The sequence below is a fragment of the Microcoleus vaginatus HSN003 genome, from assembly GCF_022701255.1.
GTDB classification, from domain to species: domain Bacteria; phylum Cyanobacteriota; class Cyanobacteriia; order Cyanobacteriales; family Microcoleaceae; genus Microcoleus; species Microcoleus vaginatus_B.
Map to the genome: position 1 here is coordinate 524,995 of NZ_CP031705.1, position 26,355 is coordinate 551,349.

A 26,355-nucleotide genomic window follows, 5' to 3' on the forward strand; every position below is an offset into this window, starting at 1 on the left:
TCCGCAAAAATCCCTGAGTCTCTTTTTAACTCATCAGTTCATCCCGCCGCCGACTCCAACCACGCGCTCAAATCCTCTTTACTCCTAAAATCCAACAAAGCTTCTCCCAAATCATCTAACTGTTCCGCAGATAACCCCTGGATGCGAGTTTGAACTTCCTGTGTAACATCACCCACCCGCCGCACAATCTGACGCATAATTAATCCTATTTCCCCCTCAATTTTACCCCTTTCGATTCCCTGTTCGATTCCTTGTTCGATTCCTTGTTGTATTCCCTGTTCAATCCCCTGTTGTAGACCAATTTCTATCCCTTTCATCACAGACCCGATTTGGTCTTGGATAAACATTTCTCGCTTGTCTACATCATTCAATTCGTCTAGTGTCAAATTTGCTCGGTTGGCAATTCCCAGCGCGGTATTAATCTCTTCAATAGACCCCAATGTCTCTGGTACTGCTTCCAAAGAGGGCGCATTTTTCATAAAATAAATCCATTTTTCCGGCAGAGTTTCGAGTTCATTCAATTCTTTTTTGAATTTTGGTAACTCGACAAACACTAATTTTAACTCGCAGTTGGGATAGACGAATTTCTCTTCTGTCTCTGTGAATTCAAAGTTAGAGATAAGTTTTTCGGTGTTTTCAAATAAGATAAAGTCGGTGATGGTTAAAGCAATGACCGGATTTAACTTTAAATAACCTTCTCCGGCTTTGAGTTGAGTAGAATAGGTTTTCGCTGCATTGTATACTACCCGTTTTTCAAAGGCGGCGACGTTGAGTACCTGCATTTCCACAATCACGGTTTTGTTTCCGGTAATCTTGGCTTTGACATCCAGGTAAGTGTCTTTCAATCCTGTAACGCTTCCGGCTGAATAAGGGTCAATTATTTCTAATTCTTGGATGGTTGGTTCTCCGTTATACAGCATTGCATTTAGGAAGCTGATTAAAATTTCTGGGTGTTCGGAAGAACCGAATATTCTTTTGAATGCAAAGTCTGTTTTGGGACTGATGAAACGCATATATTTTATAGAATTTTTTTATTAACCGCAGAGGGCGCTGAGGACACAGAGGAGGAGAAAAGAGAGGAAGATGGATATTGACAAATATGGGAAGGGTTGGGTTTTGTCGTCTCAACCCAACCTGTTATCTGAATGCTTTTATCAGCCTGTGGCTTCAGTAGTAGTTGCAGGCGACATAACTAGCTTTCCAGTTATATCCATCGTCGCCAGCTTCAGCACTTCATTAAAAGCTAAACCCCGAATTTTGAGTTCCCACCGAATGCCTTTTGCTTTCATTCGCTTGGCTTTCCGCATATCGACATCAGCAGCTTTTTGATGCAATAGCAAATATTTCATTGCTGCTGTAGCTTCGACTTTTGTGGGAAATGCAATATAAGTGATAAATCCGCCGTCCCAATGATTGGCGTTGCGGACGCTGCTGATAGTCGCAACTCTCGGACTAAAGCGGTTCCAGAAAAAGTCGCTGTAGCCGATCGACTCTGTATTAACTTGGAGTTTGTTTGCCATTTGACTTAACTCCTATAACCTTGTGTGCGGGGTTGGCAGCACCAATTTGCTGCTGTTACTATTATAGCAAATTCATTGGTAAAGGGGAATGGGAATTGCGATTATGATGTTCGGTTATACCCATTTAAAAACCTCTTGCTACCGTCCTTAATTTGAGGCCAATTATGAAAAGTCGCCGAGCCTCGCGCCGGACAAAACAATGCAGTTTTCCTACCTAATTGGTATTATATCGCTCGGAATATACGGTGGCAGGGCAGAATATGCTATTGCTTCACTCCGCTGCCGGTGTCTTCGCGATAATTAATGGCTGATGACTGCTGACTGTTGGCTTTGGGCTGATACCTAAAACCTCAATTCATATTCAGCGGTGACGCGATTGTCTCCTTGAAAATCACTCGAACCCCTGAGTAAAATTTTATCGCTCAATCGATAGCGCACAGTAAATTCTGTGGGTTGATTGGCTGACAAAACTCGAATAATTGATGCCGAAATATTGCGCGTGATGTCAAACCCAACTTCTAAACCTAAACCGAGAGAACCCGCACCGGAACTGGAACTAGCTGTTTGTGCTTGGTTGCCTCTAATCCGAGTGGGAAATAAGCGAAATTCGCTCAATCCTGTGGCGTTAGTAATCGCAGATTGAATGTTGTTCAAGAAACCCGCACCCGCTAAATTTGCGATCGCCAGTGTACTGTCTCCCTGTCCCAAAGTCTGCACGAAACTGCCACCCAACAGCGCTACAATCTCTGTGTCAGATAGACTCGGAGAACTCCTCAACTCCAGATTTTCCCCCAACTGAGAAGCTTTTCCCTGCACTAACGCTTGAACTCGCACACTCCGCACGCTGCCGAAATTTGTCGGTTCGTCTGCTATTTCAGAGGCTACAGATGTGCCGGGAGTGCGGAACCGCGTTACTTGCTGCACCGAAGTTGCTAATCTCACATCCAGCGTCGGATCGAGTCCTTGTGTTGGTACAAAGGTAGCAGTCTGCGGGTATCCTCGATCGAGTCTAAACTGCGTTGTAAACAAATTCACCGACCCCGAAGTCAACCGAATCGTACCCTCCGGGCGAAGGTCATCTAAAGTTCCATTCACCGTCAAACCCCCAGTCGCCTGAAAACTTAATATCGGCGCACTCGTTACCCGAATTCCCCGGCCCAAATTCAGCCGCAAATCGTTCAATCCAACTTCAAAGGAAGGGGAAGTCGGAGTCGCACCAGAAGCAGAAACCTCAGTCGCAGGGGAAGGGGAAGATGTCGAAGGAGAATCAGAAGCAGAAGAGGAAGAAGCTAACTCAGTTGTGCCGCCGCCGGGACTCCGGAGAAATACTTCGCCATTGTACAGTTCAATATTACCGCTCAACTGCGGGCGCCTAGCCGTGCCCCTTGCCTGGACTTGACCGACCACGCCGCCGCGGTACAATCCTCTGAGGTTCACTGCCAACTTGTCGAGATTCACAGTCAAAGGATTAGCCACATCGACATCGGCCTCAGCAAAAGGCACAGACAGCGGAATCACGCCCTGGGCCACAACTTGTCCCTGACTCAACTGTCCCCGAATTCCCTCTACCCGAATACGATCGCCCTCAAAGCGCACCGTCCCAGTCAGCCCTGTCAGCGGTTCTGGGAAGGCGTTCGCCCGGACAGTTGCATTTTCAAAATTCGCAATTCCTTGCGCTACAGGGTCTTGCAGCGTTCCTCCCACGCGAATTTGCACCTGTCCCTGACCACTGACCCACGCAACTTCCGGAGTCAATACATTAATAATTGCCAAACCTTCATTTTGCAAATTCGCCCTCAAATCAATTTGATCGCTGTCAGCTTTCACGGCTGCAAACGGCAACTCAAAAGGCAAACTTCCCTGCACTTCAATCGGTTCGGTTTGAGTTACCAAAGCGCTGCCGCCAAAATTCAGGCGGGCATTGCTGTAACTGAAACTGCCGTCAGCTTGTTTAATGGGTTCTCCGTTTAGCGTACCGTCAACCAAACTCAATTCTCCGGTGGCTTGCGGGTTTTCCAAACTGCCGGCCAAATTCGCCCGCAAATTCAAATCTCCTGTGACATCCACAAAAGGCAATTCCACCAGTTCTGCCAACTCTTCCACGGGCACATTTTTTACCCGCAACTGCCCGGATTGAGCTTTTTGCCCGAGTTGTCCCGAAAAGCTAATCGCACTTTCTCCCGATCGAATTTCCAAAGGCAAAACAGTTAAAATCCCGTCCTGAAAACTGCCTTCAAGGCTGAACTGTTCGGCGACATATTCTCCCCACTGCCAGTTATCACCTTTCACGTTAAATTCAGCTTCCACACCCGTTTCCAAAGAACCGGCGACAGCAATTTCCGCGCCAAAAGTGCCTTGCAATTGGGATAAGGGAGGCAATTTTTCTGATGTTTCCACTGCTTGCTGCTGCTGCTGCAAAAGTATTTCAATTTCTGCCAAACGGCGCAACTGTTCGATTAGCGGGGCTTCTGGTTCTCCGACTGCTACAGTTTGCACGTCGGCGGCGCTAGCGTAAACGGGAGGTTTTAGGCCTCTAGCTAAGTCGCCTAAATTGAAATATTGCAAAGCGGCTAAAACCTGCTGCAAATTGCCTTGCTGGACGCTAACTTTCCCGGCAAATTGCGGGTTTGCGCCTGTTTGAACATTACCGGAAATTAAGTATTGACCGCTGCCTTGGCGGAATATGCCATTGGTGAGAGTGGCGCTGCCGTTAGCGTAGCTAAATTCGGCTTGGAAACTGTCACCTTTAATGTAGCCGATCGCCGGTTGGGCGATCGCAATTTGTCCACTTGCTTCCAAAGTCGCCGGATTTAACGGCATCTTCCAACCGGGCACGTTCACTTGTCCCGAAACCGTACCAGTTATCGGCCCCAAACCAGCATCTTTACCGGGTGATAGATTCAAAGCAGCCAGGGGAAAATCGCTTAAATTAACTTGCAAAGTTTCTCCCTCGGTTTGGCCCCTAGCCACGGATTCCCCGCGTTGAATTAAGAAAGATGTCGGCAGAAAAGATTCATTTAAAGCTACTTCGATTTTGTCGCTGGCGCCGGCCAAACGCAAATCTACACTTTTCCCAGCCTCCGCATTCACACTCCCCGCCAGTACCGGATCAAAAGCGACTTGATTTACTGCTAAATCCCGCACTTCCACGTCGCCAACTAAGCTGGGGGCGGCGAGGGTTCCGGTGAGGCTGCCGGTAAAATCGACATTGCCGCGCAGGGGTGGGTTTTGCTGGGAGGAATTTTTATCGGCAATTGTAGACAAAAATCCTAGTTGTTCTGCTGGTAAGGCTTCCAGGTTAAAGTTGGCGAGTTTGAGATCCAAATCTAAGTTGGAAATTGAGGGCCCTCCTTGACCTTCGAGTTCGACGTTAACAAAGCCGTTTGCTGTCAAACCGGGAGTTGTGGCGTTCTCAATTTCCACCCGTTTGCCGTCCCAATTAAATACTGCCTCAAAAGGTTGTTTCAAAAACGGCAATTCCGAGATGCGGAAACTGCCGCCGGCGCGAACTGTTTGTGGGGAACCGGCAATCGCGCCGGATAAATTGATATTGCCGTTAAACAGTCCTCCAAGCTGGGGGAGATTTTGGGTACTGGAGACTACACCTCCGGTTTGCAAGCTTTGTCCCTGCGACTCAAAGGCTTGCTGGAAGCGACTTAGAGCAATTTGCTCGCCCTCGATTGACGCGCGCCAATTCCCCGATGCGGCGCTGCCTTTAGCATTGACAATTCCTCCGCCGTTGGCGAGTCTAAGTTGTCCGTCGCCGTTGGCGGTGATGTTGTTGGCGGTTAGATTATCTACTGTTCCCAAAATGCTGACTTGGCCGTCGAGGGTTCCGTTAATTTCTGGCGGTAAATCCGCGGTCAGCAAACCTGTTTGTTTGAGGGTTTGTTCTAAATTACGGACGGCAATTCCGTCCGTTTCCAGCAATGCTTGCAAGTTGCCGTTTTCTAATTTTGCCGTAGTCTCGATCGCCCCGAGTCGATCGACCACAATCACTCCTTCTCCGCTAGCATTAATTCCCTTCGCTGTCAAGTTATCCAAACTTCCCGCTGCTTGGAATTCGCCGTTAACTCGGCCGTCAAATCCTTTAGGCAAAGTTGCCGTCAGCGGAAACAGTTGGAGATTGCGAACAGTTTGTTCTAAACGACTGAGAATAACTCGATCGGCATCGGCGAAAGCTTGCCAGCGTCTGCCTTCTAATTTACTTCTAAAAGCAAGAGTACCGTCCCCTATATTGAGTTTGCCGCTGCTGCTGACGCCTATGTCAGCGGCGGTTGAATTATCAAGACTGCCGCTGGCTTGAATTTGATTGGATATTTGTCCGTCAAGCGATTGGAGATTTTGGATTTTGGATTTTATATTGTTGATATTGGCGACTGTTTGGGGATTGTCAGCAGCGAAAGCTAAGCCAACATCTAACAGGGGCAATCCTAAATCTCCTAAGCGTTTGATGGAAGTGCGATCTGTTTCTGCCGTTCCCTGCCAGTTTCCGGCTACCAATTCTCCTTTTAAATTAACATTGCTGCCGGCAAGATTGAGTCTGCCGCTGCCGCTGGCATTGATGCTGCTAGCCGTCAAATTGTCAAGACTTCCCGATGCTGTAATTTGACTCGATAGCAGTCCGTCGATTGATTTTAGATTTTGGATTTTGGATTTTAGATTGTTGAGATTGGCAGATTCCTGATTTTCGGTATTGAATGCTGAAGCCACATCTAAAATCGGCAGTGTCAAATCTACTAAGCGGCTGAGGGAAGTGCGATCGGTTTCTGCTGTTGCTTGCCAGTTTCCCGCTACCAATTCTCCGTTTAAATTGACATTGCTGTCGGCAAAATTGAGCCTACCGTTGCCACTAACATTGATTCCGCCCGCCGTCAAATTGTTAACATCTCCCGTAACTTGAAATTCACCTGCTAGCTGCCCGCCGAGCGATTTTAGATTTTGGATTTTAGATTCTAGATTCTCCCGATTGGCGGTCGTTTCCCGTGTTAAAAACGGCAAGCCAATATCAATCAATTGATTGACAGCTACTTTTTCAGTGTTGCCAATAACTTGCCAGTTACCCGATTCTAGTTCGCCATTAACATCAACAATACTGTCAGCAATAGTCAGCGTTCCTTTGCCCGTCGCAGCGATCGCATTTAAACTCAAATCGTCCAGAGTTCCCGTAGCTTCGGCGGTTCCGCTGAACAAACCTGCTAGTTCAGGAGGCAAATTAAGGTCTGGCAGGACTTGCTGCAAACTGTTGAGATCCACGCGATCGCCCTCGATCAAAGCTTGCCACTCACCGTCTTGTAGCGCCGCATCCACGTTAACAGAAGCGTCGCCAATTTTCACAACCGTATTTTGTAAATCGGCCGAATTGCCTCCGGCTCGAATTTCACCCGCTGCTGGGAAAGTTGCTTGCGGTGCTTGCCATTGAACTCTCGCTTGAATGTTGTCTAACGGGCCGAAAATTTGAGCTTTTGCGGACACAGTGCCAATATTAACACTAGCAGGAATTGGGAGAGCGTAAATTTGGGCGATCGCGTCTCCGGGTACATTTTCAACTTGGAAGTCAAACACTAAACCCGATGGCGAATTCTTACTTTGTAAAGCAATCTCAACTTCACCTTGGCCGCTAATTTTACCACCCGCCGCAGGCACTACCAAAATATCGCTCAAAGTCAAAGCTAAAGAGGAAAACGGGGGAATAGAAGATTGAGCATTGGGAGTTGGGGTTTGAGCCATTCTCCCCCGTTCCAATTTGAAATTAGTGCTAATATTGTTTAATTGCAGTCGATCGACTATAGCGGGTTTTGTCGAGGCGATCGTACCTGTCAGCACCGGCATTGCAAATGTTCCAGTCAGCTTGGCATCCGCCTTCACTTCCCCCGCCACAGCCACGGGTAATACTACTTTCTGCCCTAACTCTGTTTCCACCGCACTGACAACACTTGCAAAAGCCACTGGTTGCACGCTAGTTGCCAGATTGAAGCTAGCATTCTCCAAATTAAAATTAGTTCCAGTTGCAACTGTTCCTGCTATTCTCAGCGGAATTAGACCGTAATTAGCCGCCAGACTATCGACAATCACATTAGTTCCCTGAAACCGCAACTGACCGCTGCTATTTTGTATAATTTGTTTCAGCGGAGCAATACTCGCTTGCAATCCTCCAAAACTAGCCGCTCCGGTAATTCCCGATACTTTATTGTCTCGCAATTGCACCGTTAAATTGCCATTAGCCAGACCTTTTTGTAAATAAATGCCGGGAAGTTTCAGCAAGCGAGCGAGGTCGGGCAAAGGCAAATTTTGACCTTGCAACTGCACGTTAGTTTGATCCGCAGGTAAGAGAGAATCCGCTTTTACTATAAAATTATCGTTGTTAGTAAACTGACCGTTTACTTCGTAGAGAACGCGCTGATTTTGGTCGCGAAAAAGAACACTGCCATTTCTCACGCTTAGAGAAATCGGAGCCGAAGTTTTCTGTCCTACTGCGGGACTCGGTACCAAAAGGGCGACGGAATTTTCAGCTCGAAATGCTTCAACTTCAGTTTTAAATAAACCCGGAGATTTCTCCTCCGCACTTGGAAGATTAACCCAGCGGCCTGTAGCATCCTGTTCGATATAAGCGTTGGCTTGAACTAAAGTAATATCTAATTTGAGAGTGCGGGTGAAGAGCAGTTGCAAAACCGAAAACTGCACTTTAACTGCTTCTGTAGAAACGTAATCCGGATCGGTAGGAGTTGCAGGTAAAGTCGATCGACCAAACCGCAAACTTGTCAGAGAAAATCCCTCCAAACGTCCAAGTTGCACAGGCCGCTTCAGCAACTGACTGACTTCAGTTTCCACCAAGGGAGCTAACTTTTCCCGCACCCACTGGTATCCTAGCGCCGCCCCAACCAAGGCGATAATGCCCAACCCCGTACCGCTAAGCAGCAGCAGACGCCACCAGCGGCGGTGGGGACGGGGTGCGAGTTGATTTTTGTTATCGTCCGAGTTAGTCATGGGTGTTTCTCAGAAATCAGAGAATTCAGAAATTATAGGGAATCAGCCGATTTGAGACAGGTATAATCTCTGTGATTCGCCAGGGTGGCTTCTGCGTTTGGTAGACTCAAAAGTGAGGTAGGAAGTGCCGATCCCAGGATCGAAGGCACGGAAAAGGCACGCCCCTACTTCAGGGTAGACTCCAGAAACCTTTACCGAACTTAATCAAAACACGCAACACCACCTAAAACCAAGTCCTCCAACTTCCTCAAATCCTCTAGATTCCCCCCGCAGTGCAGGATTGGTGGTCAATCTAAAATCTAAAATCTAAAATCTAAAATCTAAAATCGACAGATTGGTTGCCCGATCGCTTCTAAGATAAAAAAACGGTGGTTAAGAAGGTCTTTAAAACTTATGCGAGTGTTCGTCTTACTCTTCAATGCCCGCACCGAGAATGAGGGAATTCATACCATTCAACTCGGCGATCGCAACAAAGTTCTGATGTTTGAGTCAGAAGACGACGCCACCCGTTTTGGCGTGATGTTGGAAGCTCAGGATTTCCCAGAGCCCACGGTTGAGGCGATCGACGAGGAGGAAATTAAGGAGTTCTGCGACAGTGTTGATTATGATTGGGAACTTGTGCCCGCGGGCGCGCTGGCTATTCCCCCAGAAGACAATGTAACACAGACTCAGTGGCAGCCGGAGTCCGAGTCCGAGCCGGAGCCTGATTCTGAGGTTTCCCAAAACGAACTGGATTCTATTCGCCGCCGACTCGAAGGACTTTTGTAATAGGAAGTTCGGCAACGAGTAGTGTACGGGATTTAAGGGATGGATATTGAGGATCGACGTGAAGAAGGAAGAGGGAAGAAGGATAAATTTGATATCTTCCAGCACGATCGATCCTAGGCTCAATTTCTAGATACAGACTTCCAGGCTGAACCGGGGACTCTTTATGTCTCTTAACTTCGGTTGCTAGCCGACAACTGACAATTAACAACTGAGAAAAAATGAAGAATTTGGAAGAACGGGGCCATCTGCTGACTGAACAGGTGAATACCAACAGCGAGAATTTAGACCAACTCAGTTCGATCGAATTAGTGGACTTGTTCAACCGCGAAGACGCCCAAACCTTAAGCGCGATCGCCGATGCCCGCGAACAGTTAGCCCAAGCGATCGACATTGCAGCCGAGTCTCTGCGTCAAGGAGGTCGCCTGTTTTACGTCGGTGCGGGTACTTCCGGGCGTTTGGGGGTGCTGGATGCGGCCGAGTGTCCCCCCACCTTCTGCACGCCGCCAGAACTCGTACAGGGCATAATTGCCGGGGGTGCGGGGGCTTTGGTGCGGAGTTCGGAGGATTTGGAGGATCGGGCTGAGGATGGAGTCGAGGCGATCGCCCACCGTCAAATTACCAACTTAGATGTGGTTGTCGGGATTACGGCCGGAGGTACGACGCCGTTTGTCGCGGGCGCTTTGCAGGCGGCGCGCCAGCGGGGGGCGAAGACTGTGTTTATGGCCTGCGTACCCGTCGAACAAGTGAATTTTGAGGCTGATGTTGATATTCGGTTGTTGGTTGGCCCGGAGGTAGTGGCGGGTTCGACGCGCTTGAAAGCGGGTACAGTCACAAAAATGGCTTTAAATATCATTTCGACTGGGGTAATGGTGAAGCTGGGGAAGGTTTACGGCAATCGAATGGTTGATGTGGCGGTGACTAATAAGAAATTGCGCGATCGGGCTGTGCGGATGTTGCAGGATTTGACTGATTTAAACCGGGAGGAGGCGGGTTTTTTGCTGGAAAAAAGCGGCAAGTCTGTTAAATTAGCTTTGATGATGCACTGGACTAATTTGGAACAGGAAGAGTGCGATCGAATTTTGGGCGAGTTTCAAGGCAATTTGCGATCGGCTGTGGCATCAATAAAATTGTAAATTTGAGATTTGAGATTTGAGATTTTTCCTAATTAGTAAGGTGCGCCTCTAAGCACCCTACCTAATTAGGTTCAAGTGATTTCGGGGATAGAAGAAAGAGGCAAAAAGGAAGAGAGAGTAATTCTCAATTCTCAATTACCCAGTTACAAAAACAGAAGATGTAAGTTGACTTTGATTCACCCCCTGCCCGATTCCCAAATAACTGTTGCCCGACTTAATCGCCGTAGAATCGATGCTTGCACCTCCATCCAATTGCAAACTCACAGATTCAAAAGTCAAGTTTGCAAATCCGATACCGTCAGTCAAACCAATTTTATCCCCAGCCCCAAAATCGACGATTACATCTGCACTTATTAAAGTAGCCGCCGCAGACAAACCTCCTGCTAAGATAAACGTATCATTTCCAGCACCGCCGGTCAGCATATCTTGCCCGCGATCGCCCGCCAACAAATCGGCTCCGTTATCGCCAATCAAGACATCATCTTCTTTGCCGCCGCGAATAGTATTGTTACCGTCAGATCCGATTAGTCGATCGTTATCGTTATTGCCGCTGATAAAATCATTGCCAACACCGCCCTCAATAGAATCCGACTCTTTGCCGCCGGATAAGCTGTCATTGCCGCCTGCGCCATTAATTGTATCCGCACCTTGCATTCCATTAATGCTATCAGCACCTTCTCCCCCCGTGATATTGTCTTTGCCGGAAAGGGCAAAAATTGGCAATCCCGCAGCATTTGTCGGTATTTGACTATCGGCACTATCTGAGAGGAAATAATTGCCGCCGCTGGCTGTATTTTTGGGTGCTGTCGTCGGGTTCCCCTCCCCTGTAGCATTGGGTATTGGCGAAGTAATCGATACCAATGTGTTGGGAGTTGGTGTGGGAGTAGTTGGTGTGGGTGTTGGTGTCGGTGTTGGTGTCGGTGCGGGATTGACACTACCGTCAAGAGAAGTCGCAAAAACTTGCGTCCAATAGTGATTCCAATTTTCTGTGCCCGTATCGTCGGCTAAGAAATAGTAACCGATGCCAATTTCTTTGAGATTCGGGTTAAGAATGTTAGTCCGGTGGCCGCTGCTGTTCATCCATGATGATACAACTTGTTCGGGTGTAGAAGAGCCCGCAGCGATGTTTTCTGCTGCCGCCGAGAATTGATAGCCCGTTGCACTAATCCGGCTTCCTAATGACGAACCATCTTTTCCGGTATGGGAAAAGAAGTCTTGCAGTGCCATGTTTTGGGTGTGATTTTCCGCCGCATTTAGTAACTGAGTATTGAAGGTTAGCGGGGACAAACTCAATTTGCTGCGTTCGAGGTTGGTAAGTTCTAAAACTCTATAAATAAAGTTTTGATTGGTTGGGCTTGGTGCTACTTGAGAGGCCGATCGCTCTCCTGTTAAAGTGTCCAAGGACTGAGAACCGGAATTTTCTAGTTGTTCAAGCATGGGGATGATCAACAGTTTTAAGACTTGGTTTTGCTGGTAGATTGCTTACCGTCTTAACGATAGTTTCCCCGATCGCTAGCGGGCTGGGCACAATTCAATAATTGTGTTAATTCCTGCCGCTGCTTTATCTATTTTGATTATAGCTGTTCTCAAAGTGCGGATGTCAAGATCCCGGCTCTGGTTGGGAAAGGGAAGAGTACGCTCGAATTTAAGGAGAGTTTCAAAGGAATTTGCGATCGCCCGTGGCATCAATACAATTTTAGATTTTAGATTTTAGATTTTAGATTTTTCGTAATTAGTAAGGTTTGTGCTACGCAACCAGCCCGCTGGCTGGCTGGCTAGAAACCCGGTTTCTACAAGTTTTGCAGACAGGAACAAGAAATATAGGAAGAAACCGGGTTTCTGAATTCTGTGTGCGATCGCGAACAGAGTTGTTACTAGAATCCGCACAAAAAATTCTAAATGAATTCAAAATTTACAACCGCGCAGGGTTGTTCGCGATCGCCAAAGCAATCTCAAGATTTCAAACTATTTTCTCGTCCGGCTTTAGCCTCCTGAGCAACTTGTTCAACCTCATCTTTGGCGAGAATTTCCAAAGTCGCCTCTGCTTCTTTACCGCCCAACCGCCCCAGAGCTTGAGCTACTCTGTAACGGATTTGCCAATCTGGATTGGAAGCGTAGGGAAGCAGCAGCGGCAGCGCCCGTTTATCTCCCAATTCACCTAATGCGCTGATCGCAATGGTTTGGATCAATTCGTTTTCAGAAGTCAGGGCATTTTCTAACATGGGAAAGGCTTTCGGATCTCCCATTTCTCCCAAAGCAGCAACGATGCTCATTTGCACCAGCCATTCAGAGGTACTGCTATAAAGTTGCTGCAAATCTTCTAAAGCATCGGTTAATTTCAATGCGCCCAAAGCATCGGCTGCTGCTGCTTGCACGTCGGGTTCGGGGTCGTTGTTCAGGCTGTGGAGCAGTACCTCTAAAGCGTTCGGCAGATTCTGCGTGCCGAGGGTTGATATCTGGCTGACTGCTGCGTAGCGAACGCGGACATTTTTATCGCCGATCGCAATTTGAATCAGTTTATAGGCGATCGCGGGTTCTAGTTGCCGCAGTTGGTTGACTGCTCGCAGTCTTTCGCCAAAATCCTCGGAATTCAGCAATTGTTCGACAGACTCAGGGGTAATGCTCATTCGATTTTAAATTTGATAATTGGTAAATGGGAAGAAGGAAGAGGGAAGAAGGAAGAAGGAAGAGGGAAGAAGGAAGAGGGAAGAAGAAGAAGCAAGAAAGAAAAAATTGCTCTGCGTCTATTCCTGACTTCCGTGTCGTGAATCTAGATAATTGGTAATTGCCAAAAGTCAGCGAGATTGAAAGAGCGATTGACTCATTTTCGGATACAGTCCTGGAACTGCAACCGTTAATTAAGGTTCTGCAGCCATCGAGCGAATAATATCTCCCCTAGTGAGGATGCCGATTACTTTGCCCGCAGGATCGAGCACCGGCAATCGGGGGATGCTGCGATCGTGCATCAGTTTGGCAGCTTCTTGGACAGATTTGTCGGGCCCGATGGTAACTGGTTCTGTACTCATCACTTCTCCTACTGTTTGTCCTAAAGCCTTGTGCAGTTCTCGCTCGTAACGAGAAGGATTTTCCAAATAAATTACGCTGTCGAGCACCATAATGTAAGCGGGCGGAGTTACGCCGCTTTCCCGCCACATCAAGTCGGTTTCGGAGATGACTCCTACCAACAAGTCATTCTCATCTACGACGGGAAGACCGCTAATGCGTCGATCGGCTAAAATTTTAATCGCTTCGTTCAAGGGCATTTCGGGTCGCGCCAAAATCGGCTCGCGGCTCATTACATCGGCTACTGTTTTTGGCATGATTAGCGGTTGATTGAGTTGTTGCTCTAAATCGATCATATCGGGAAAGCGCGGCACAACAGACTGAAGAAAGGCAGATCTGCTGAAGGGATTCGTTAGAAGGTAGAAGGAAGGAAAAAGTTTGAATGCCAGAATTTTGCTGTTTTTTTCGATCGCACTATAAAATTCGGCCGTTTGCCTCCCTCTGGCGAGCGATCGACCTGACAAGATTGTTAAGATATCTTAAAGAGCGGATAAATCCTTACCAATGCCAGAATCTCCAGCCCGAGAACCAGACTCCCAACCAGAAGCGCGCTGTGTATTGGTTTGCCAGTATCTATCTTGCCTGAAAAATGGTTCAGCAGCAGTGCTAGCGGCTTTTGAAGCTCAACAAGTTCCAGGGGTGAAAGTTGAGGCTACTAGCTGTCAGGGACAGTGCACCACTGGCCCGACTGTACGAGTTACCCCGGACGAAATTTGGTATTGTCGAGTTAAACCGAGTGATGTACCGTTGATTGTGGAAGATCACCTCAAAGAGGGAAAACCTGTAGAGGCGCTGTTCAATCCGAGAATTCATGCGCGTTATTATTATTAGTATTGACTTGATTCGGTGAAACTTCCAAGCTCTGGCGCATCTACTTTTAATAGTTATTGTTAAGGAACTGGTACTTTGAAAATCCAAGGAATTGCGCTTAGTTTTTTAGTCCTAATTCTGGGGCGTCCGTCGGCGGTTACTGCTCAAACGTCGGCGGTTGCTGGGGATATTTGTCCTGCGGATTTGGGTGCCCAAGTAGATGCGATCGCCAATCGTCCCGAATTTAGCCGATCGCGCTGGGGCATTTTGATTCAACCTCTATCTTCTACTACTACTCTCTACAGCCGCGACAGCCAAAAATATTTTATTCCGGCATCAAATGTCAAGCTGCTAACCACAGCCGCTGCTTTGCAGAAACTCGGTGCAGATTTTCGGATTAAGACTTCGGTTTACAGCGACGAAAATGGAAGTTTGTACGTTGCCGGCAGGGGAGATCCGAGCATTGCTGAGGCTCAGTTGAAATCTTTGGCGCAGCAGTTGAAACAGCGAGGAATCAGTCAAGTAAACGAGTTGATTGGCGATGACAGCTATTTTCAAGGCAGTGCAGTCAATCCGAATTGGGAATGGGAAGACGCGCAAGCAGGCTACGGAGCGCCGATTAACAGTTTAATTTTCAATCAAAACGCGATCGACCTTCTCTTGTCCCCGCAGGCTCTTGGGCAACCTCTGAAAGTTACTTTTGCCGAACCAAAACTGGCAAATCAGTGGCAACTTCAGAACAATTCAGTAACAGTCGCCCAAAGCGAATCTGAGTTTATTGAAGTTGGCCGGGAGTTCGATCGACCTATAATTCGAGTGAGCGGACAGTTGAAAGTTGGTGGCGAACCTGAATCAGCTTATGTCGCAGTTGTCAACCCCGCTAATAATTTTTTGCAGTATTTTCAACAAGCCCTGGCGACTGAGGGAATTCCTGTTAAACAGAGTTTAGTTGCATCGGCTTCTCGCAATTTAAATCAAGAATTAGCGACCGTTGAATCGCCGCCGCTGGCTGAATTGGTGAGAGAAACTAATCGCGAAAGCAACAATCTTTATGCAGAAGTTTTATTGAGATTGCTGGGAAAACTTACAGACAAGATGCCTGTGCCACAAGAGGATACAGGTGAAAGCGGTTTGAAAGAGCTAAAGACAGTTTTAACTCAATTAGGAGTAAATCCCAACACCTACATATTAGCCGACGGTTCGGGCTTGTCTCGCCACAATTTAATTAGTCCAGAAGCCTTGGTGCAAACTTTGAGATTGATGGCTAATTCACCTGCTGCATCGATTTACCGCCAGTCACTGTCGATCGCTGGCGAGAGCGGCACTTTGAAAAATCGTTTTAATATTACACCAAACCGCGTAATTTTGCAAGGAAAAACAGGAACTATGAGTGGAGTTTCGGCGCTGTCGGGATATATCGAAGTTCCGAATTACGAGCCGCTGGTGTTTAGCATTATCGTCAATCAATCTGACCTATCGGCTGCAAAAATGCGATCGGCGACGGACGAAATTGTCCTATTATTGAATCGCCTGCGCCGCTGTTAAAACAACAGATTTAAGGTGAGAAAGTTAAGCTCAGTAGTTACACCTAAAAAACCGGGAACCCAAAAACCCTACAAGTTTTAAGTTTCATTAGATTACACCGACGGGGATCGAAAAGCAGCTACAATAAAAGTAGAAAAATTAACACCATTGGGAAGTTTTAGCCTGCTACCAGTCGGCGGGTTGTGTACTTCCCGAAAATAAATCTAACTTTCCCACTATGAATTCTTTAGATTCCGAACAGCAACACATCTTTGTCGAAACCAACAACATCCGCCTGCACTGTGTTTCTCAAGGAGAAGGCGAGCTTGTTCTCCTCCTGCATGGGTTTCCAGAGTTTTGGTACTCTTGGCGTCATCAAATCCCTGCTTTAGCGCGTCATTTCAAGGTGGTAGTGCCGGATTTGCGGGGCTATAACGATTCCGACAAGCCGGAAAGTGGCTATGATTTAGATACGCTGAGCGCAGATATTCGCGGTTTGATTACGAGCCTGGGTTATACAAAAGCTCACGTTGTAGGTCATGATTGGGGAGGGGTGATTGCGTGGCACTTAGCTCAAAAATTCCCCGAACAACTCAACCGCTTGGCAATTTTAAACGCTCCGCACCCGCAGCGATTCGTGCAGGAAATGGCGAGCAATTTAGATCAAATCCGCCGCAGTTGGTACGTTTTGGCGTTTCAAGTGCCTGGCATTCCCGAATGGTTGATTCGGCAAAACTTGAAAGATTTTGTGCACAATGTTTTCCAAGGACAAGCTGTTCGCAAAGGAGCTTTTAGCGCTGAGGAAACTAAGATTTATCAGACTGCTTTAGAAAAGCCGGGAGTATTAGCCGCCGCTATCAATTATTATCGGCAGATGTTTCATCCGCAGAGGCTTTGGAATTTGGGGCAGAAATTAGAACCTGTGACAGTGCCTACTTTGGTGCTTTGGGGAGAAGAAGATGCGTTTTTGAGTCACAAACTTGTAGAAGGTTTAGACAGATTAATTACGGCTCCGTTTAAGTTGAAATTAGTCCCTCACTGCGGTCACTGGATTCAGCAGGAAGCGCCACAAACGGTGAATCGAGAATTGCTGAGTTTTCTGAGAAATTCTTCTCCTTCTTTGGCTGTGGCATAGAAAAAAATTAACGCTTGCAAATAAGAACGGTCAAGATGCCCGTTCCACAAGAACATTGAATTTTTGTGGAACGGGCATCTTGCCCGTTCTTAATATCTGGCGCACGCTACTTATTTATTAGTCCCAGAGCAAATTTTCTTGGATCAGCAGTGCAATCATCGCAGTTCTGGAACAAACACCGAGTTTGATAAAAATCCGCCTCACGTAAGTAGCAACCGTCCAGTGACTGATATTTAAATTTTTGGCAATACATTTGTTGGGCAGCCCTTGGGCTACTAATTGCGCGATCGCTCTTTCGCGTGGACTCAGGCTAATTTCCGGTTTGTAACTTGTGCTTTGCATACTTTTGCAATGAGGTAATGAGTTAAAATCTAATCAATTAAGGGTAGAATTCCGAGTTTTTCTCGAACTTCAGATAAAGGAGTTTCCCAATCAGATGCAACGTCCCAATTAATTAGCCGAGTGGCTAATTTTCCGTGTTTTAAGCCTTTGATAATTTGTCCGATCGCGCATTTGCCGCTGATCAGTCCAACTAACACTAAAATTGCACAAGAAGGACGAAATACTTGAGCGCGAGTAAACGCTTGAAGTATAAATTCATCTTCTGTTGAAGCCGAAAGACCTGTCAGCACGTGCCAAACGTCGTGGTTTCGCTGAATCCAGTCTCCCGATGCGATCGGCTCAAAGCCTTGTTTGTCTAGAAATCGCGCCACTTCGCACCCTAATGTTCCTGCTGGTAGTTGGCGCAATTTTGCCAAGTCGATTTCAAAATGTCGATCGCTCTCAATTTGAGGATTAATTGTTTGAGCCATCTTTAATATAACTTCCAATTGACCGTCAGCCATAATTTATTCTCCCTTCAACAATGATTTAAGTTGCGAGCAAATTAATTTGTGTTTGTCAAGTTCATTTTTGCCATGAATCAATACGATTTTTTTTAGCGACTCAGCTTAAACCTCGTACTTTCTGTCAAACCAATCGCCTATCAGGAGCTTTTACATTTCTTTACAAACATTTTTAGATGTGAAATCTGCTACCTGTAAAAATCTCCCTAGTGTTTGTAATCGCAACTTGACCCACCGGCAAGTACCAGTAAAATCCACAGTATTGAGCGGTGATTGGAACCCCCTTACTTACGTATATAAATTTATTCTGCTGCTAATTATTGGAACTTGCAATGAGTCAGAAGTGGAAGCTTGCAGGCATCGTGATGCAGGTGCATACAAGTGAAGAGAGTTGAAGCAAGGTGAAGCAAGGTGAAGTTATGCAGAGTTGATTTTTCGGAATTACGCAGTAGTCCCAATCCCCTGTGGTTGCCGAATTTGTAGTGGCCATCATGGGGGATTGCCCGTATGTCGTTAGAATGTCGCTCAAATGAGTGTCACTCATTTGAGCGACTGGTCAAGTATTTTCACCAACAGCTATAAATAAAGTAGAGATTCATATCATATAAGGTGTTGCTGTGAAAAAACTTTACATTTTGTTGTCCACAGGAGTTATGTCATTAATTTGGTGCGCTGCTGCTAGCGCTACGAATTATGTTAATCCTAACGGTAAAACTACTTTAAACTTGTCAGAAAAAGGGAACAATCGCAGAGGTTTTTACTTGACCAAAGTAGGCAATCGGGAATTTTTGGGCAACATTCAAATTACCCGTTCCGAAGGAGCAGCAGGCTCTTACTATTACAATGGGACTTTCAAAGACCGTGCGATCGGCCCTGGCAGAAAAATTGTTTGTTCTGGGGATATTACCATTGTTAGGCGTCAATTTGGAAGGAGCAGCCAATTGGGAGCCGAAGTTACTTGGAAGGTGAAACGAGGAGAAAATTGTCCTTCTATTGGCCAGACATTTAAAGTAAATTTAGTCGAATCTTTACCGCGTCCTAATGCAAGTGGCGACTATACTTCTAGCAATTCTAATACTTGGTTGACTGAAACTGCTGGTTCTGCAACTTGGCCTGCTTGGCGAGTCACGTCGCGAGATGGACAACTCAACTGCCGCAAGACGCCAAACGGAGCAATTCAACAAGTTTACCGCGCGAATAGAGATACAATTGCTGCTGAACTCAGGGGAGTAAATGCGATTACAATGGCTAACGGTCAACCCTGGTTGCGGACAAAACAAAACTGTTACGTGCGCGCTAATTCTCAATACTTCCAGCCAGTTTCTATGCCTGAATAAGTGATGGTAAGTAGGGAGCATCTCAAGGAAAGCAGCCAAGCCCAAAATTGGAGTTTTGAGGCAAGAGGCAGAACGCAGAAGGAAGGAGCCAGAAGAAGTCTTTTTACCAATATGAGATGCTCCCAGTTCCGCTGTCAGAGCCACGCAGCTTACCACAAGACATGAATCCAGTTTACAAAGAGTATTTTGAAAACAATTCTGTTGGGATAAGCTGTTGTGGCTTTAAATTGTATGTCAAAAAAGAATAAAACTCTTGTGGGGTGTCCCGCCCGCCTCCAATATGCAATTTAAATAAAAAGTCCGCGTTATTTTGTGGCTTCACTACTAAACAATCGATTACTGCATAACAATTGCCATGCAAAGGAGTAGCCTCTCATCCCTGTTTATCCTGCAAAACTTACATAGCGTGACCAAAGTTACGCTCGCCCGTTAAATAGAAACTCGCTAAGCTGTTCTAGATTTAAATTGTAGGTCAAAAAACAATAAAACTCTTGTGGGGTGGGCGGGACGCCCGCCTCGAATATGCAATTTAAGTGCGCCACAGCTTATCGTCATAAAATTAAAATTAAACTGCTCAAAGAATCGCCGACTTTCCTGTTAAACAAAAACGCCGCACCATAGCTAAGCAGGCTAAGGAGGGTGTCAATCAGAATAGTGGTAGCGACAAGAGATAATCGTTAGATACTCGTCATCCACAGCATAAACTAATCGATTCGTATCATCAATTCGCCGCGACCAAAATCCAGCCAGATTCTCCCTCAGTGGTTCTGGCTTTCCAATCCCCTCAAACGGCAATCGGATTGTTGCCTCAATTAGCTTGTTAATTCGTTTTAAGGTTTTCTTATCTTGCCCTTGCCAATATAAATAATCGCCCCAAGCCTCATTTGTCCATGCTAACTTTCTAGTCATCCAACAAATTTCGCTCTACCACTTTCCCCTGCTTAAACTGAGCAATAGAACGCTCCAAATGGGCAGCATTGGCGGGAGATTTGAGTAAATGAACTGTTTCCAGCAAACTATTAAAGAACTCTAGCGACATCACCACGGCATCCTCCGCATCCCGTCTAGTGATGATGGTATAGTCCGTATCTTCCACTACTCTGTCTAAAACAGCCTTGAGGTTATTTCTCGCTTCGCTAAAAGAAACAATATTCATGTACTTGACACTTGTACTACTTACTGTACAAGTATAGCAATCCGCAATATATTCGGCAATCCCGATCTCATATCATGTGCGGTCAATTTACTGGTTCTATGGCTGGAGCCTGGGAACCGATACCTAGAGGAAGAGCCTCGCGAGCGAAAATTAAATTCGAGGCTCTAGGTAGCTGTTGAGTGTTACTTTCGCTCCAGCCTGGTAACGAGTAAACAACCAGTAAACAACCAGTAAACGAGTAATAATTGAGGACTAAAAAACTTAGATTTCTTCGTCCAAACCATCTACATCATCTACATCATCTACATCATCTACGCCATCTACATCATCTACATCATCTACATCATCTACCTCAATAGGAGCGACAGAATTAGCAGAAACCAGAGCACCAGTCTCAAGTTTCTTTTTAACTAGCTCCTCAATTTCATTTTTGAAATCGATGTTTTTTTCCATGTGCTGGATCACTTTGTCTCGTCCTTGAGCTATGTTCTCTCCGTTGTAGCTATACCAAGAACCTTTTTTCAGAATTACTCCCATTTCGTCGGCCAAGTCAGTCAGACAGCCTAAAGTAGAAATGCCTTTGCCAAATACAATGTCAAATTCGGCAATACGGAAAGGCGGAGCAACTTTATTTTTAGCAACTTTAACTTTCGTGCGGTTGCCGTATTCTTCTGTACCTTTTTTCAAGCTTTGAATGCGACGAATGTCAAGTCGCACGCTGGCGTAGAATTTGAGTGCATTACCGCCGGTTGTGGTTTCGGGGTTGCCGTAAGTTACGCCGATTTTCTGCCGCAATTGGTTGAGGAAAATGACGGTACAGCCGGATTTGCCGATGTTGCCGGTGATTTTCCGCAAAGCTTGGCTCATCAAGCGCGCTTGCAAACCCATGTGGGAGTCGCCCATGTCGCCTTCGATTTCGGCGCGGGGGACGAGGGCGGCTACGGAGTCAATTACTACGATATCCACGGCGACGGAACGCACGAGTTGATCGACAATTTCTAGGGCCATTTCGCCGGTATCCGGCTGGGAAACTAAGAGATTTTCAATATCGACGCCTAAAGCTGAGGCGTAGGTGGGATCGAGGGCGTGTTCGGCATCGACGAAGGCTGCGATACCGCCGGATTTTTGGACTTCGGCGATCGCGTGGAGGGCTAGAGTGGTTTTACCGGAACTTTCCGGGCCGTAAATTTCAATGACTCGACCTTTTGGCAAACCGCCGCCCAAAGCAATGTCCAGTGTCAGGGCTCCGGTGGGAATGGTTTCTACCCTCATGCGAGTGGAGTCTCCCAATCGGACGATCGCCCCTTTGCCAAAGCTGCGCTCGATTTGGGAGAGTACGGAAGTTAGAGCTTTTTGCTTTTCTGAGTTTTCAGTGGAAGTTTTTATAGACGCTTCTTTTTTTGCCATTTGCGGTACGCGGGTAGACCCCTTGCGGAGCTTGTTGATTAACTGTACAACACGTATGTTAGCAGTTATTTTTGGGGTCTGGAGGTTCTGGGAGGATCTGGCTGAAGATTCTTGGTTTTGGGGGTAGTTCAGCCTGAGCCAGCTTTCAGAAGGCTCTGAGCGAGGAGGTATTCGGCATCCGGCAGAGGGTAGAATTATTGTCGGTTGGGGGATGTAGTTGGTATCGATCGCTCTGGGAGTGAGGTTTAAGATGGTCTACAGTTCCAAATTCCGTGAAGCGTAGCTATCCCGGAGGGAATCGCCACAATTAGGACAAGCATGGGATCTACAACACATCAAGACACATCTGTTAATACCAAAAATTCCCGCTGGCTGATGAACTTATTGGCGATCGGCATTTTACTAGGTATCGGATTTCGCTTTTTTGAGCTCGATCGCAAACTGTACTGGCACGACGAAGCTTACACATCAATCCGCGCCGCTGGTTTCACCCGCCAAGAAATCGACGACGAACTATTCCAAAACCGGATTGTTCCGGCACCAGAATTACAAAAATATCAGCGGATTAAACCGGGAAGTACAGAAGCAGACACAATTAGTTCTTTAGCACTAGAAGACCCGCAGCATCCGCCTTTATACTTTCTTATGGCTCGTTGGTGGATGCAGGAATTTGGCAGTTCTCTAACAGCATCCCGCAGTTTGCCAGCACTATTGAGTTTGCTGTCGTTGCCTTTGATGTACGTGTTAGCTCAGGAACTTTTCGCCTCGAATTTGGCGGCGTTATTAGCAACAGCACTTTTGGCATTATCTCCCTTTGATATATTGTTTGCTCAGACAGCAAGGCAGTACAGTTTGCTGACAGCCACAGTTATTGGCAGCAGTTGGCTGCTGCTGAGAGCAGTGCGGTTGCGGGGTTGGCAAGATTGGGTATTTTACTCGCTGGCGATCGTCTTTGGTTTCTACACTCACCCTTTCTTCTGTTTAACACTCATTGGACACGGAGTTTTTATAATTTCTTACTGGTTGTTTGTCACAAAAACAAAATTGCCAGGTCACGTCACAAATTCCCAATTTTTCTTAGCAGTAACAGCAGCTTTAATATTGTATATCCCCTGGATTTACGTGCTGGCAACCAACCTGGAACGTGCCTCCTCTACGACAGATTGGACGCGAGTATCTCCCGGTTGGCTGTATCTTGTCAAATTGTGGACGCTCAGCTTTACAGCCTTATTTTTTGACTTCGACTTCGGGTTTGATAATATTTTGACTTATCTGCTGAGATTGCCATTTTTGCTGTTAATTGCGGCAGCCATTTACAAAATCTGCCGCCCGGCTAGCACTTCAACTTGGCTGTTTATTTTAACATCAATTTTTGTACCTTTTTTGATACTGGCCTTACCGGACCTCATCCTAGGTGGCAAACGTTCTGCCGTCAGCCGTTATCTAATTTCCTGCTTTCCGGGAGTGCAGCTAGCAGTTGCTTACTTGCTCGCCAGTAACGTGAAAACTCAGCAGCGGTTTTGGCAAGTCATTTTAGCCTTGGTATTTACAGCAAGTGTAGCCTCCTGTACGGTGAGCGCTTTTTCTGATACTTGGTGGAGCAAAGACTTGAGCTATTTTAATGCTGAAGTTGCGAAAATTATTAACAAAGAGGCGATAGCTAATCGGTCGATTAAAGATACAATTGTAATTAGCGATCGCGGCAACGATTTTACGAACATGGGAGATTTGCTGTCTCTGAGTTATTTGCTCGACAAAGATGTGCGGCTGATGCTGATGAGTCAGTCGCCAGAAATCGAGATGCTCAACAAATATTCGGCTCCCCTGGTGTTCCGCCCTTCGGAAAAATTGCGATCGGCACTCAAGCAAAATCAACGCCGCTTAGAGCCGATATTGGAATATGCCAGACTTTTTAGAGTGCGGCGAGCTTCTTAGAGCAGATGGACAGAAATGGACGAGCGTCCCCGGTAGGGTGCGTCAGTCGATTTTAGATTTTAGATTTTAGATTTTAGATTTATTCCACAGATGAATCTGGGAGATTAAACTTTGGTCTAAAATTTTTGGAGATTTACGATAGGAGTAGGTGGCACGGTATCGGTTTTTGGCTGGGGGCAGAAAAAACTGTTTGAATTGCCTCAAATATTGGGCAGGACGCACTTTAAATAACTATTTGGGCATTTTTGTCAATATTCCCGGTAAAGTGCGTCAGACAAAAAAAACTGTGTCAGTTGTCTCAAGTATTGGGGCTGACACACCCGACATCATCAGCAATAATTATTTGAATACTTAGGATTAAACACAATGCAAGAGTTAAATAATTCATCTTCCGAACTCCCACAGCAATTTCGCAATCTTCAGACAGAATTACGCGAACGTTGGCGAGCGATAGAAGAATTCGACAGCGGAGATTGTGACATTATTATCATTCCTTCTCTCAGCTTAGATCAGCAAGAAATACAGAAAGTTGAGGGTGCTTACCACTACGAAGAGCGGCATTTATTTTCATTGATTCGCCTGCGAAATCCGCGCACGCGCTTAATTTACATTACCTCCGAGCCCTTGCACCCGATGATTGTGGATTATTACCTGCAATTGCTGCCGGGAATTCCGTTTTCTCACGCGCGCGATCGGCTTGTGCTATTCAGTGCTTACGATGCTTCTGCCAAATCCCTCACCCAGAAAATTTTAGATCGTCCCCGCTTGATGGAGCGCATTCGTCAAGCAGTGCGGCCGACAAAATCTTATATGGTTTGTTATAACTCGACGCCCTTAGAACGCGAGTTATCTGTTAAATTGGGGATTCCTTTGTGGGCCAGCGATCCCGATCTCTTATACTGGGGAACAAAAAGCGGTAGCAGGCAAATTTTTAAAGAATGTGGCGTGCCTTATCCTGACGGTTCGGAGTTGGTTTGGAATGCGGAAGATTTAGCGGAAGCTGCCGCTCAATTGTGGGAACGGCAGCCGCATTTGCAGCGGATCGTAATTAAGTTAAATGAAGGTTTTTCGGGGGAAGGAAATGCAATTTTAGATCTGAAGTCCCTCGCAGGTAAAGCGCCTAAAGAAAGAGCGAAGGCACTTGGCGATAGCTTCCATAATTTGCGCTTTCAAGCAACGGGCGAAACCTGGGAAAATTTTAGCAGCCGCATTCCCGAATTAGGGGCAATTGCCGAAGCATTTATCGAAGGAGAAGAAAAGTTCTCGCCCAGCGTTCAAGGGAGAATTATCCCCAGCGGCGAAGTAGAAATTCTTTCAACCCACGACCAAATTTTAGGAGGCCCAGACGGTCAAATTTTCTTGGGTTGCCAATTTCCGGCGGACGAATCTTATCGAATAGCGTTGCAGGAATTGGGATGGAAAGTAGGGCAAAACTTAGCTAAAAAAGGGGCTTTAGAGAGATTTGGAGTAGATTTTCTCGCGGTAAAGCAATCCGATGGAAAATGGGATATTCAAGCAATAGAAATTAACTTGCGAAAAGGAGGCACAACTCATCCGTTTATGGCGCTGAAGCTGTTAACAAATGGTCGGTACGAGCGTACTACCGGATTATTTTACAGCCAGCAGGGCCGTCCGAAATATTATGTCGCTTCGGACAATTTGAAAAAAGAGCGCTATCGGGGGTTATTACCGAATGATTTGATGGATATTATTGCGGACAATCAACTGCACTTTGACAGCGGTACAGAGACGGGCAGTGTGTTTCATTTAATGGGTTGTTTGTCGGAGTTTGGCAAATTGGGAGTGACGAGTATCGGCAATTCGCCGCAAGAAGCTGAGGATATGTATAACAAAGTTGTGAAAGTTCTCGATCGCGAAACGTCAGGCGATTTTAGATTTTAGATTTTATCCAGTCAGTCAGCTTATATCCCCGGCTTTTTCAAGAAGTCGGGGATCTAATACCCCTCGCGTTTTGTATAGCAACCGACAGGACGATTAGGATGTTCTTAATCACCCAAACCATTGCTATTATTGAATTTGCCTTCTTGCTTCTTGCTTCTTCCTTCCGCTAGAGCTAATTTTTAGCCGGATAGAGGGGCGTGGGGTCGATCGAACCTGTGCGGTTGAGTGGCCAAAAACGCACAATTGCCCTACCGATGATATTTTGCTTGGGTACAAAGCCCCAATAATGGCTGTCACAGCTTGCATTTCGGTTATCGCCGAGTACCAAGTAAGAATTTTGATCTACAACTACAGGCCCGTAGGGATACTGCGGAATTTCTTCAATATATTTTTCCTGTAGCGGCTGCTTGTTAATAAAAACTTTTCCGTCTTTGACTTCCACAGTGTCCCCCGGCAGTCCGATCACTCGCTTGATATAGGCATCTTTGATCGGCGGTGGCTGTCCCGTACACAAACTAGCCGGGTCAGGAGGCATAAATACGATAATATCTCCTCGCTGGGGCTCTTGGAATCGATAGCTGACCTTATCTATAATTAATCGATCGTTAATTTGTAAGGTTGGGAGCATCGAGCCGGTGGGAATGTAGCGTGCTTCGGCAACCAGGGTACGGATACCAAAGGCCAAAAATGCTGCTAAGCCGATCGTCTTAATTCCTTCGATCCAAGGATTTTCGGTGTCTTGCGGGGGTTTTTCGTCGGCTGACTTGTCTAGACGAGTCATAGGGTATTGTAGTGACTGAGCTGGATACGAATTATAAACTTAATAATGCTTC

The 26,355-nt window shown here is 46.4% G+C and carries 21 protein-coding genes; 9 read left to right on the plus strand and 12 right to left on the minus strand.

The features are described 5' to 3' along the window. Positions 1-38 precede the first annotated feature (38 nt). The 3 genes from D0A37_RS02240 to D0A37_RS02250 form a co-directional block, all read right to left on the minus strand. Positions 39-1,013: an Rpn family recombination-promoting nuclease/putative transposase gene (locus D0A37_RS02240; RefSeq protein ID WP_242720554.1), complete on the minus strand. Its 975-nt coding sequence runs from the start codon at positions 1,011-1,013 to the stop codon at positions 39-41. 141 nt (positions 1,014-1,154) lie between these two features. Next, on the minus strand, positions 1,155-1,520 hold the full coding sequence (locus D0A37_RS02245; protein ID WP_242720555.1) for a hypothetical protein: 366 nt from the start codon (positions 1,518-1,520) through the stop codon (positions 1,155-1,157). A 342-nt stretch (positions 1,521-1,862) separates the two neighbouring features. After that, positions 1,863-8,507, minus strand: a complete 6,645-nt coding sequence (locus D0A37_RS02250; protein ID WP_242720557.1) for a translocation/assembly module TamB domain-containing protein — start codon at positions 8,505-8,507, stop codon at positions 1,863-1,865. Positions 8,508-8,900: 393 nt separating this feature from the next. Here D0A37_RS02250 and D0A37_RS02255 point away from each other — a divergent pair, with 393 nt between their 5' ends. Both D0A37_RS02255 and murQ read left to right on the plus strand, forming a co-directional pair. Further along, positions 8,901-9,275, plus strand: coding sequence for a DUF3110 domain-containing protein (locus D0A37_RS02255; protein ID WP_242720559.1), 375 nt, complete (start codon positions 8,901-8,903; stop codon positions 9,273-9,275). 218 nt (positions 9,276-9,493) lie between these two features. Next, positions 9,494-10,408: an N-acetylmuramic acid 6-phosphate etherase gene (murQ, locus tag D0A37_RS02260; RefSeq protein ID WP_242720561.1), complete on the plus strand. Its 915-nt coding sequence runs from the start codon at positions 9,494-9,496 to the stop codon at positions 10,406-10,408. Positions 10,409-10,543: 135 nt separating this feature from the next. On the opposite strand, the gene D0A37_RS02265 is transcribed toward murQ, so the two are convergent. Further along, the gene (locus tag D0A37_RS02265) at positions 10,544-11,845 is read right to left on the minus strand and encodes a CAP domain-containing protein (RefSeq protein WP_242720563.1); all 1,302 of its coding nucleotides are present in this window, start codon (positions 11,843-11,845) and stop codon (positions 10,544-10,546) included. 515 nt (positions 11,846-12,360) lie between these two features. Then, on the minus strand, positions 12,361-13,035 hold the full coding sequence (nblB, locus tag D0A37_RS02270) for a phycobilisome degradation protein NblB (protein ID WP_242720565.1): 675 nt from the start codon (positions 13,033-13,035) through the stop codon (positions 12,361-12,363). Between the two features lie 12 nt (positions 13,036-13,047). On the opposite strand from nblB, the gene D0A37_RS28845 reads away from it, so the two are divergent. Continuing rightward, complete coding sequence (locus D0A37_RS28845) at positions 13,048-13,176, plus strand: hypothetical protein (protein ID WP_278187139.1); 129 nt, start codon at positions 13,048-13,050, stop codon at positions 13,174-13,176. Between the two features lie 90 nt (positions 13,177-13,266). Here the strand turns inward: D0A37_RS28845 and D0A37_RS02275 are convergent, their stop codons facing one another. After that, a complete protein-coding gene (locus D0A37_RS02275) occupies positions 13,267-13,728 on the minus strand; it encodes a CBS domain-containing protein (protein WP_242725326.1) in 462 nt (153 codons plus the stop codon). A 247-nt stretch (positions 13,729-13,975) separates the two neighbouring features. Here D0A37_RS02275 and D0A37_RS02280 point away from each other — a divergent pair, with 247 nt between their 5' ends. From D0A37_RS02280 to D0A37_RS02290, 3 genes are all read left to right on the plus strand, one after another. After that, a complete protein-coding gene (locus tag D0A37_RS02280) occupies positions 13,976-14,302 on the plus strand; it encodes a (2Fe-2S) ferredoxin domain-containing protein (RefSeq protein WP_242720567.1) in 327 nt (108 codons plus the stop codon). Positions 14,303-14,377: 75 nt separating this feature from the next. Continuing rightward, positions 14,378-15,826 (plus strand): D-alanyl-D-alanine carboxypeptidase/D-alanyl-D-alanine endopeptidase, encoded by a 1,449-nt coding sequence (gene dacB / locus D0A37_RS02285; RefSeq protein ID WP_242720569.1) that lies wholly within the window; start codon positions 14,378-14,380, stop codon positions 15,824-15,826. A gap of 217 nt (positions 15,827-16,043) precedes the next feature. Continuing rightward, complete coding sequence (locus D0A37_RS02290; RefSeq protein WP_242720571.1) at positions 16,044-16,940, plus strand: alpha/beta fold hydrolase; 897 nt, start codon at positions 16,044-16,046, stop codon at positions 16,938-16,940. Positions 16,941-17,057: 117 nt separating this feature from the next. On the opposite strand, the gene D0A37_RS02295 is transcribed toward D0A37_RS02290, so the two are convergent. Beyond that, positions 17,058-17,282, minus strand: coding sequence for a response regulator transcription factor (locus D0A37_RS02295; RefSeq protein ID WP_083888111.1), 225 nt, complete (start codon positions 17,280-17,282; stop codon positions 17,058-17,060). A 29-nt stretch (positions 17,283-17,311) separates the two neighbouring features. Then, entirely contained in the window at positions 17,312-17,785 is a 474-nt protein-coding gene (locus D0A37_RS02300) for a Coq4 family protein (protein WP_242720573.1), read from the minus strand. A 653-nt stretch (positions 17,786-18,438) separates the two neighbouring features. Between D0A37_RS02300 and D0A37_RS02305 the strand changes: the two genes are divergently transcribed. Then, a complete protein-coding gene (locus tag D0A37_RS02305) occupies positions 18,439-19,122 on the plus strand; it encodes a hypothetical protein (RefSeq protein WP_242720575.1) in 684 nt (227 codons plus the stop codon). A gap of 642 nt (positions 19,123-19,764) precedes the next feature. Here D0A37_RS02305 and D0A37_RS02310 read toward each other — a convergent pair. The 3 genes from D0A37_RS02310 to recA form a co-directional block, all read right to left on the minus strand. Beyond that, on the minus strand, positions 19,765-20,031 hold the full coding sequence (locus D0A37_RS02310) for a Txe/YoeB family addiction module toxin (protein ID WP_242720577.1): 267 nt from the start codon (positions 20,029-20,031) through the stop codon (positions 19,765-19,767). Further along, positions 20,024-20,278, minus strand: coding sequence for a type II toxin-antitoxin system Phd/YefM family antitoxin (locus D0A37_RS02315; protein ID WP_242720579.1), 255 nt, complete (start codon positions 20,276-20,278; stop codon positions 20,024-20,026). Before D0A37_RS02315 ends, D0A37_RS02310 begins: the two co-directional genes overlap by 8 nt. A gap of 261 nt (positions 20,279-20,539) precedes the next feature. Next, positions 20,540-21,685, minus strand: coding sequence for a recombinase RecA (gene recA / locus D0A37_RS02320; RefSeq protein ID WP_242720581.1), 1,146 nt, complete (start codon positions 21,683-21,685; stop codon positions 20,540-20,542). 318 nt (positions 21,686-22,003) lie between these two features. Between recA and D0A37_RS02325 the strand changes: the two genes are divergently transcribed. Together D0A37_RS02325 and D0A37_RS02330 are read left to right on the plus strand one after the other, a co-directional pair. Next, complete coding sequence (locus tag D0A37_RS02325) at positions 22,004-23,620, plus strand: glycosyltransferase family 39 protein (protein WP_242720583.1); 1,617 nt, start codon at positions 22,004-22,006, stop codon at positions 23,618-23,620. Between the two features lie 366 nt (positions 23,621-23,986). After that, on the plus strand, positions 23,987-25,522 hold the full coding sequence (locus D0A37_RS02330; RefSeq protein ID WP_242720585.1) for a peptide ligase PGM1-related protein: 1,536 nt from the start codon (positions 23,987-23,989) through the stop codon (positions 25,520-25,522). Between the two features lie 172 nt (positions 25,523-25,694). On the opposite strand, the gene lepB is transcribed toward D0A37_RS02330, so the two are convergent. After that, a complete protein-coding gene (lepB, locus tag D0A37_RS02335; RefSeq protein WP_242720587.1) occupies positions 25,695-26,303 on the minus strand; it encodes a signal peptidase I in 609 nt (202 codons plus the stop codon). Positions 26,304-26,355: the final 52 nt, after the last annotated feature.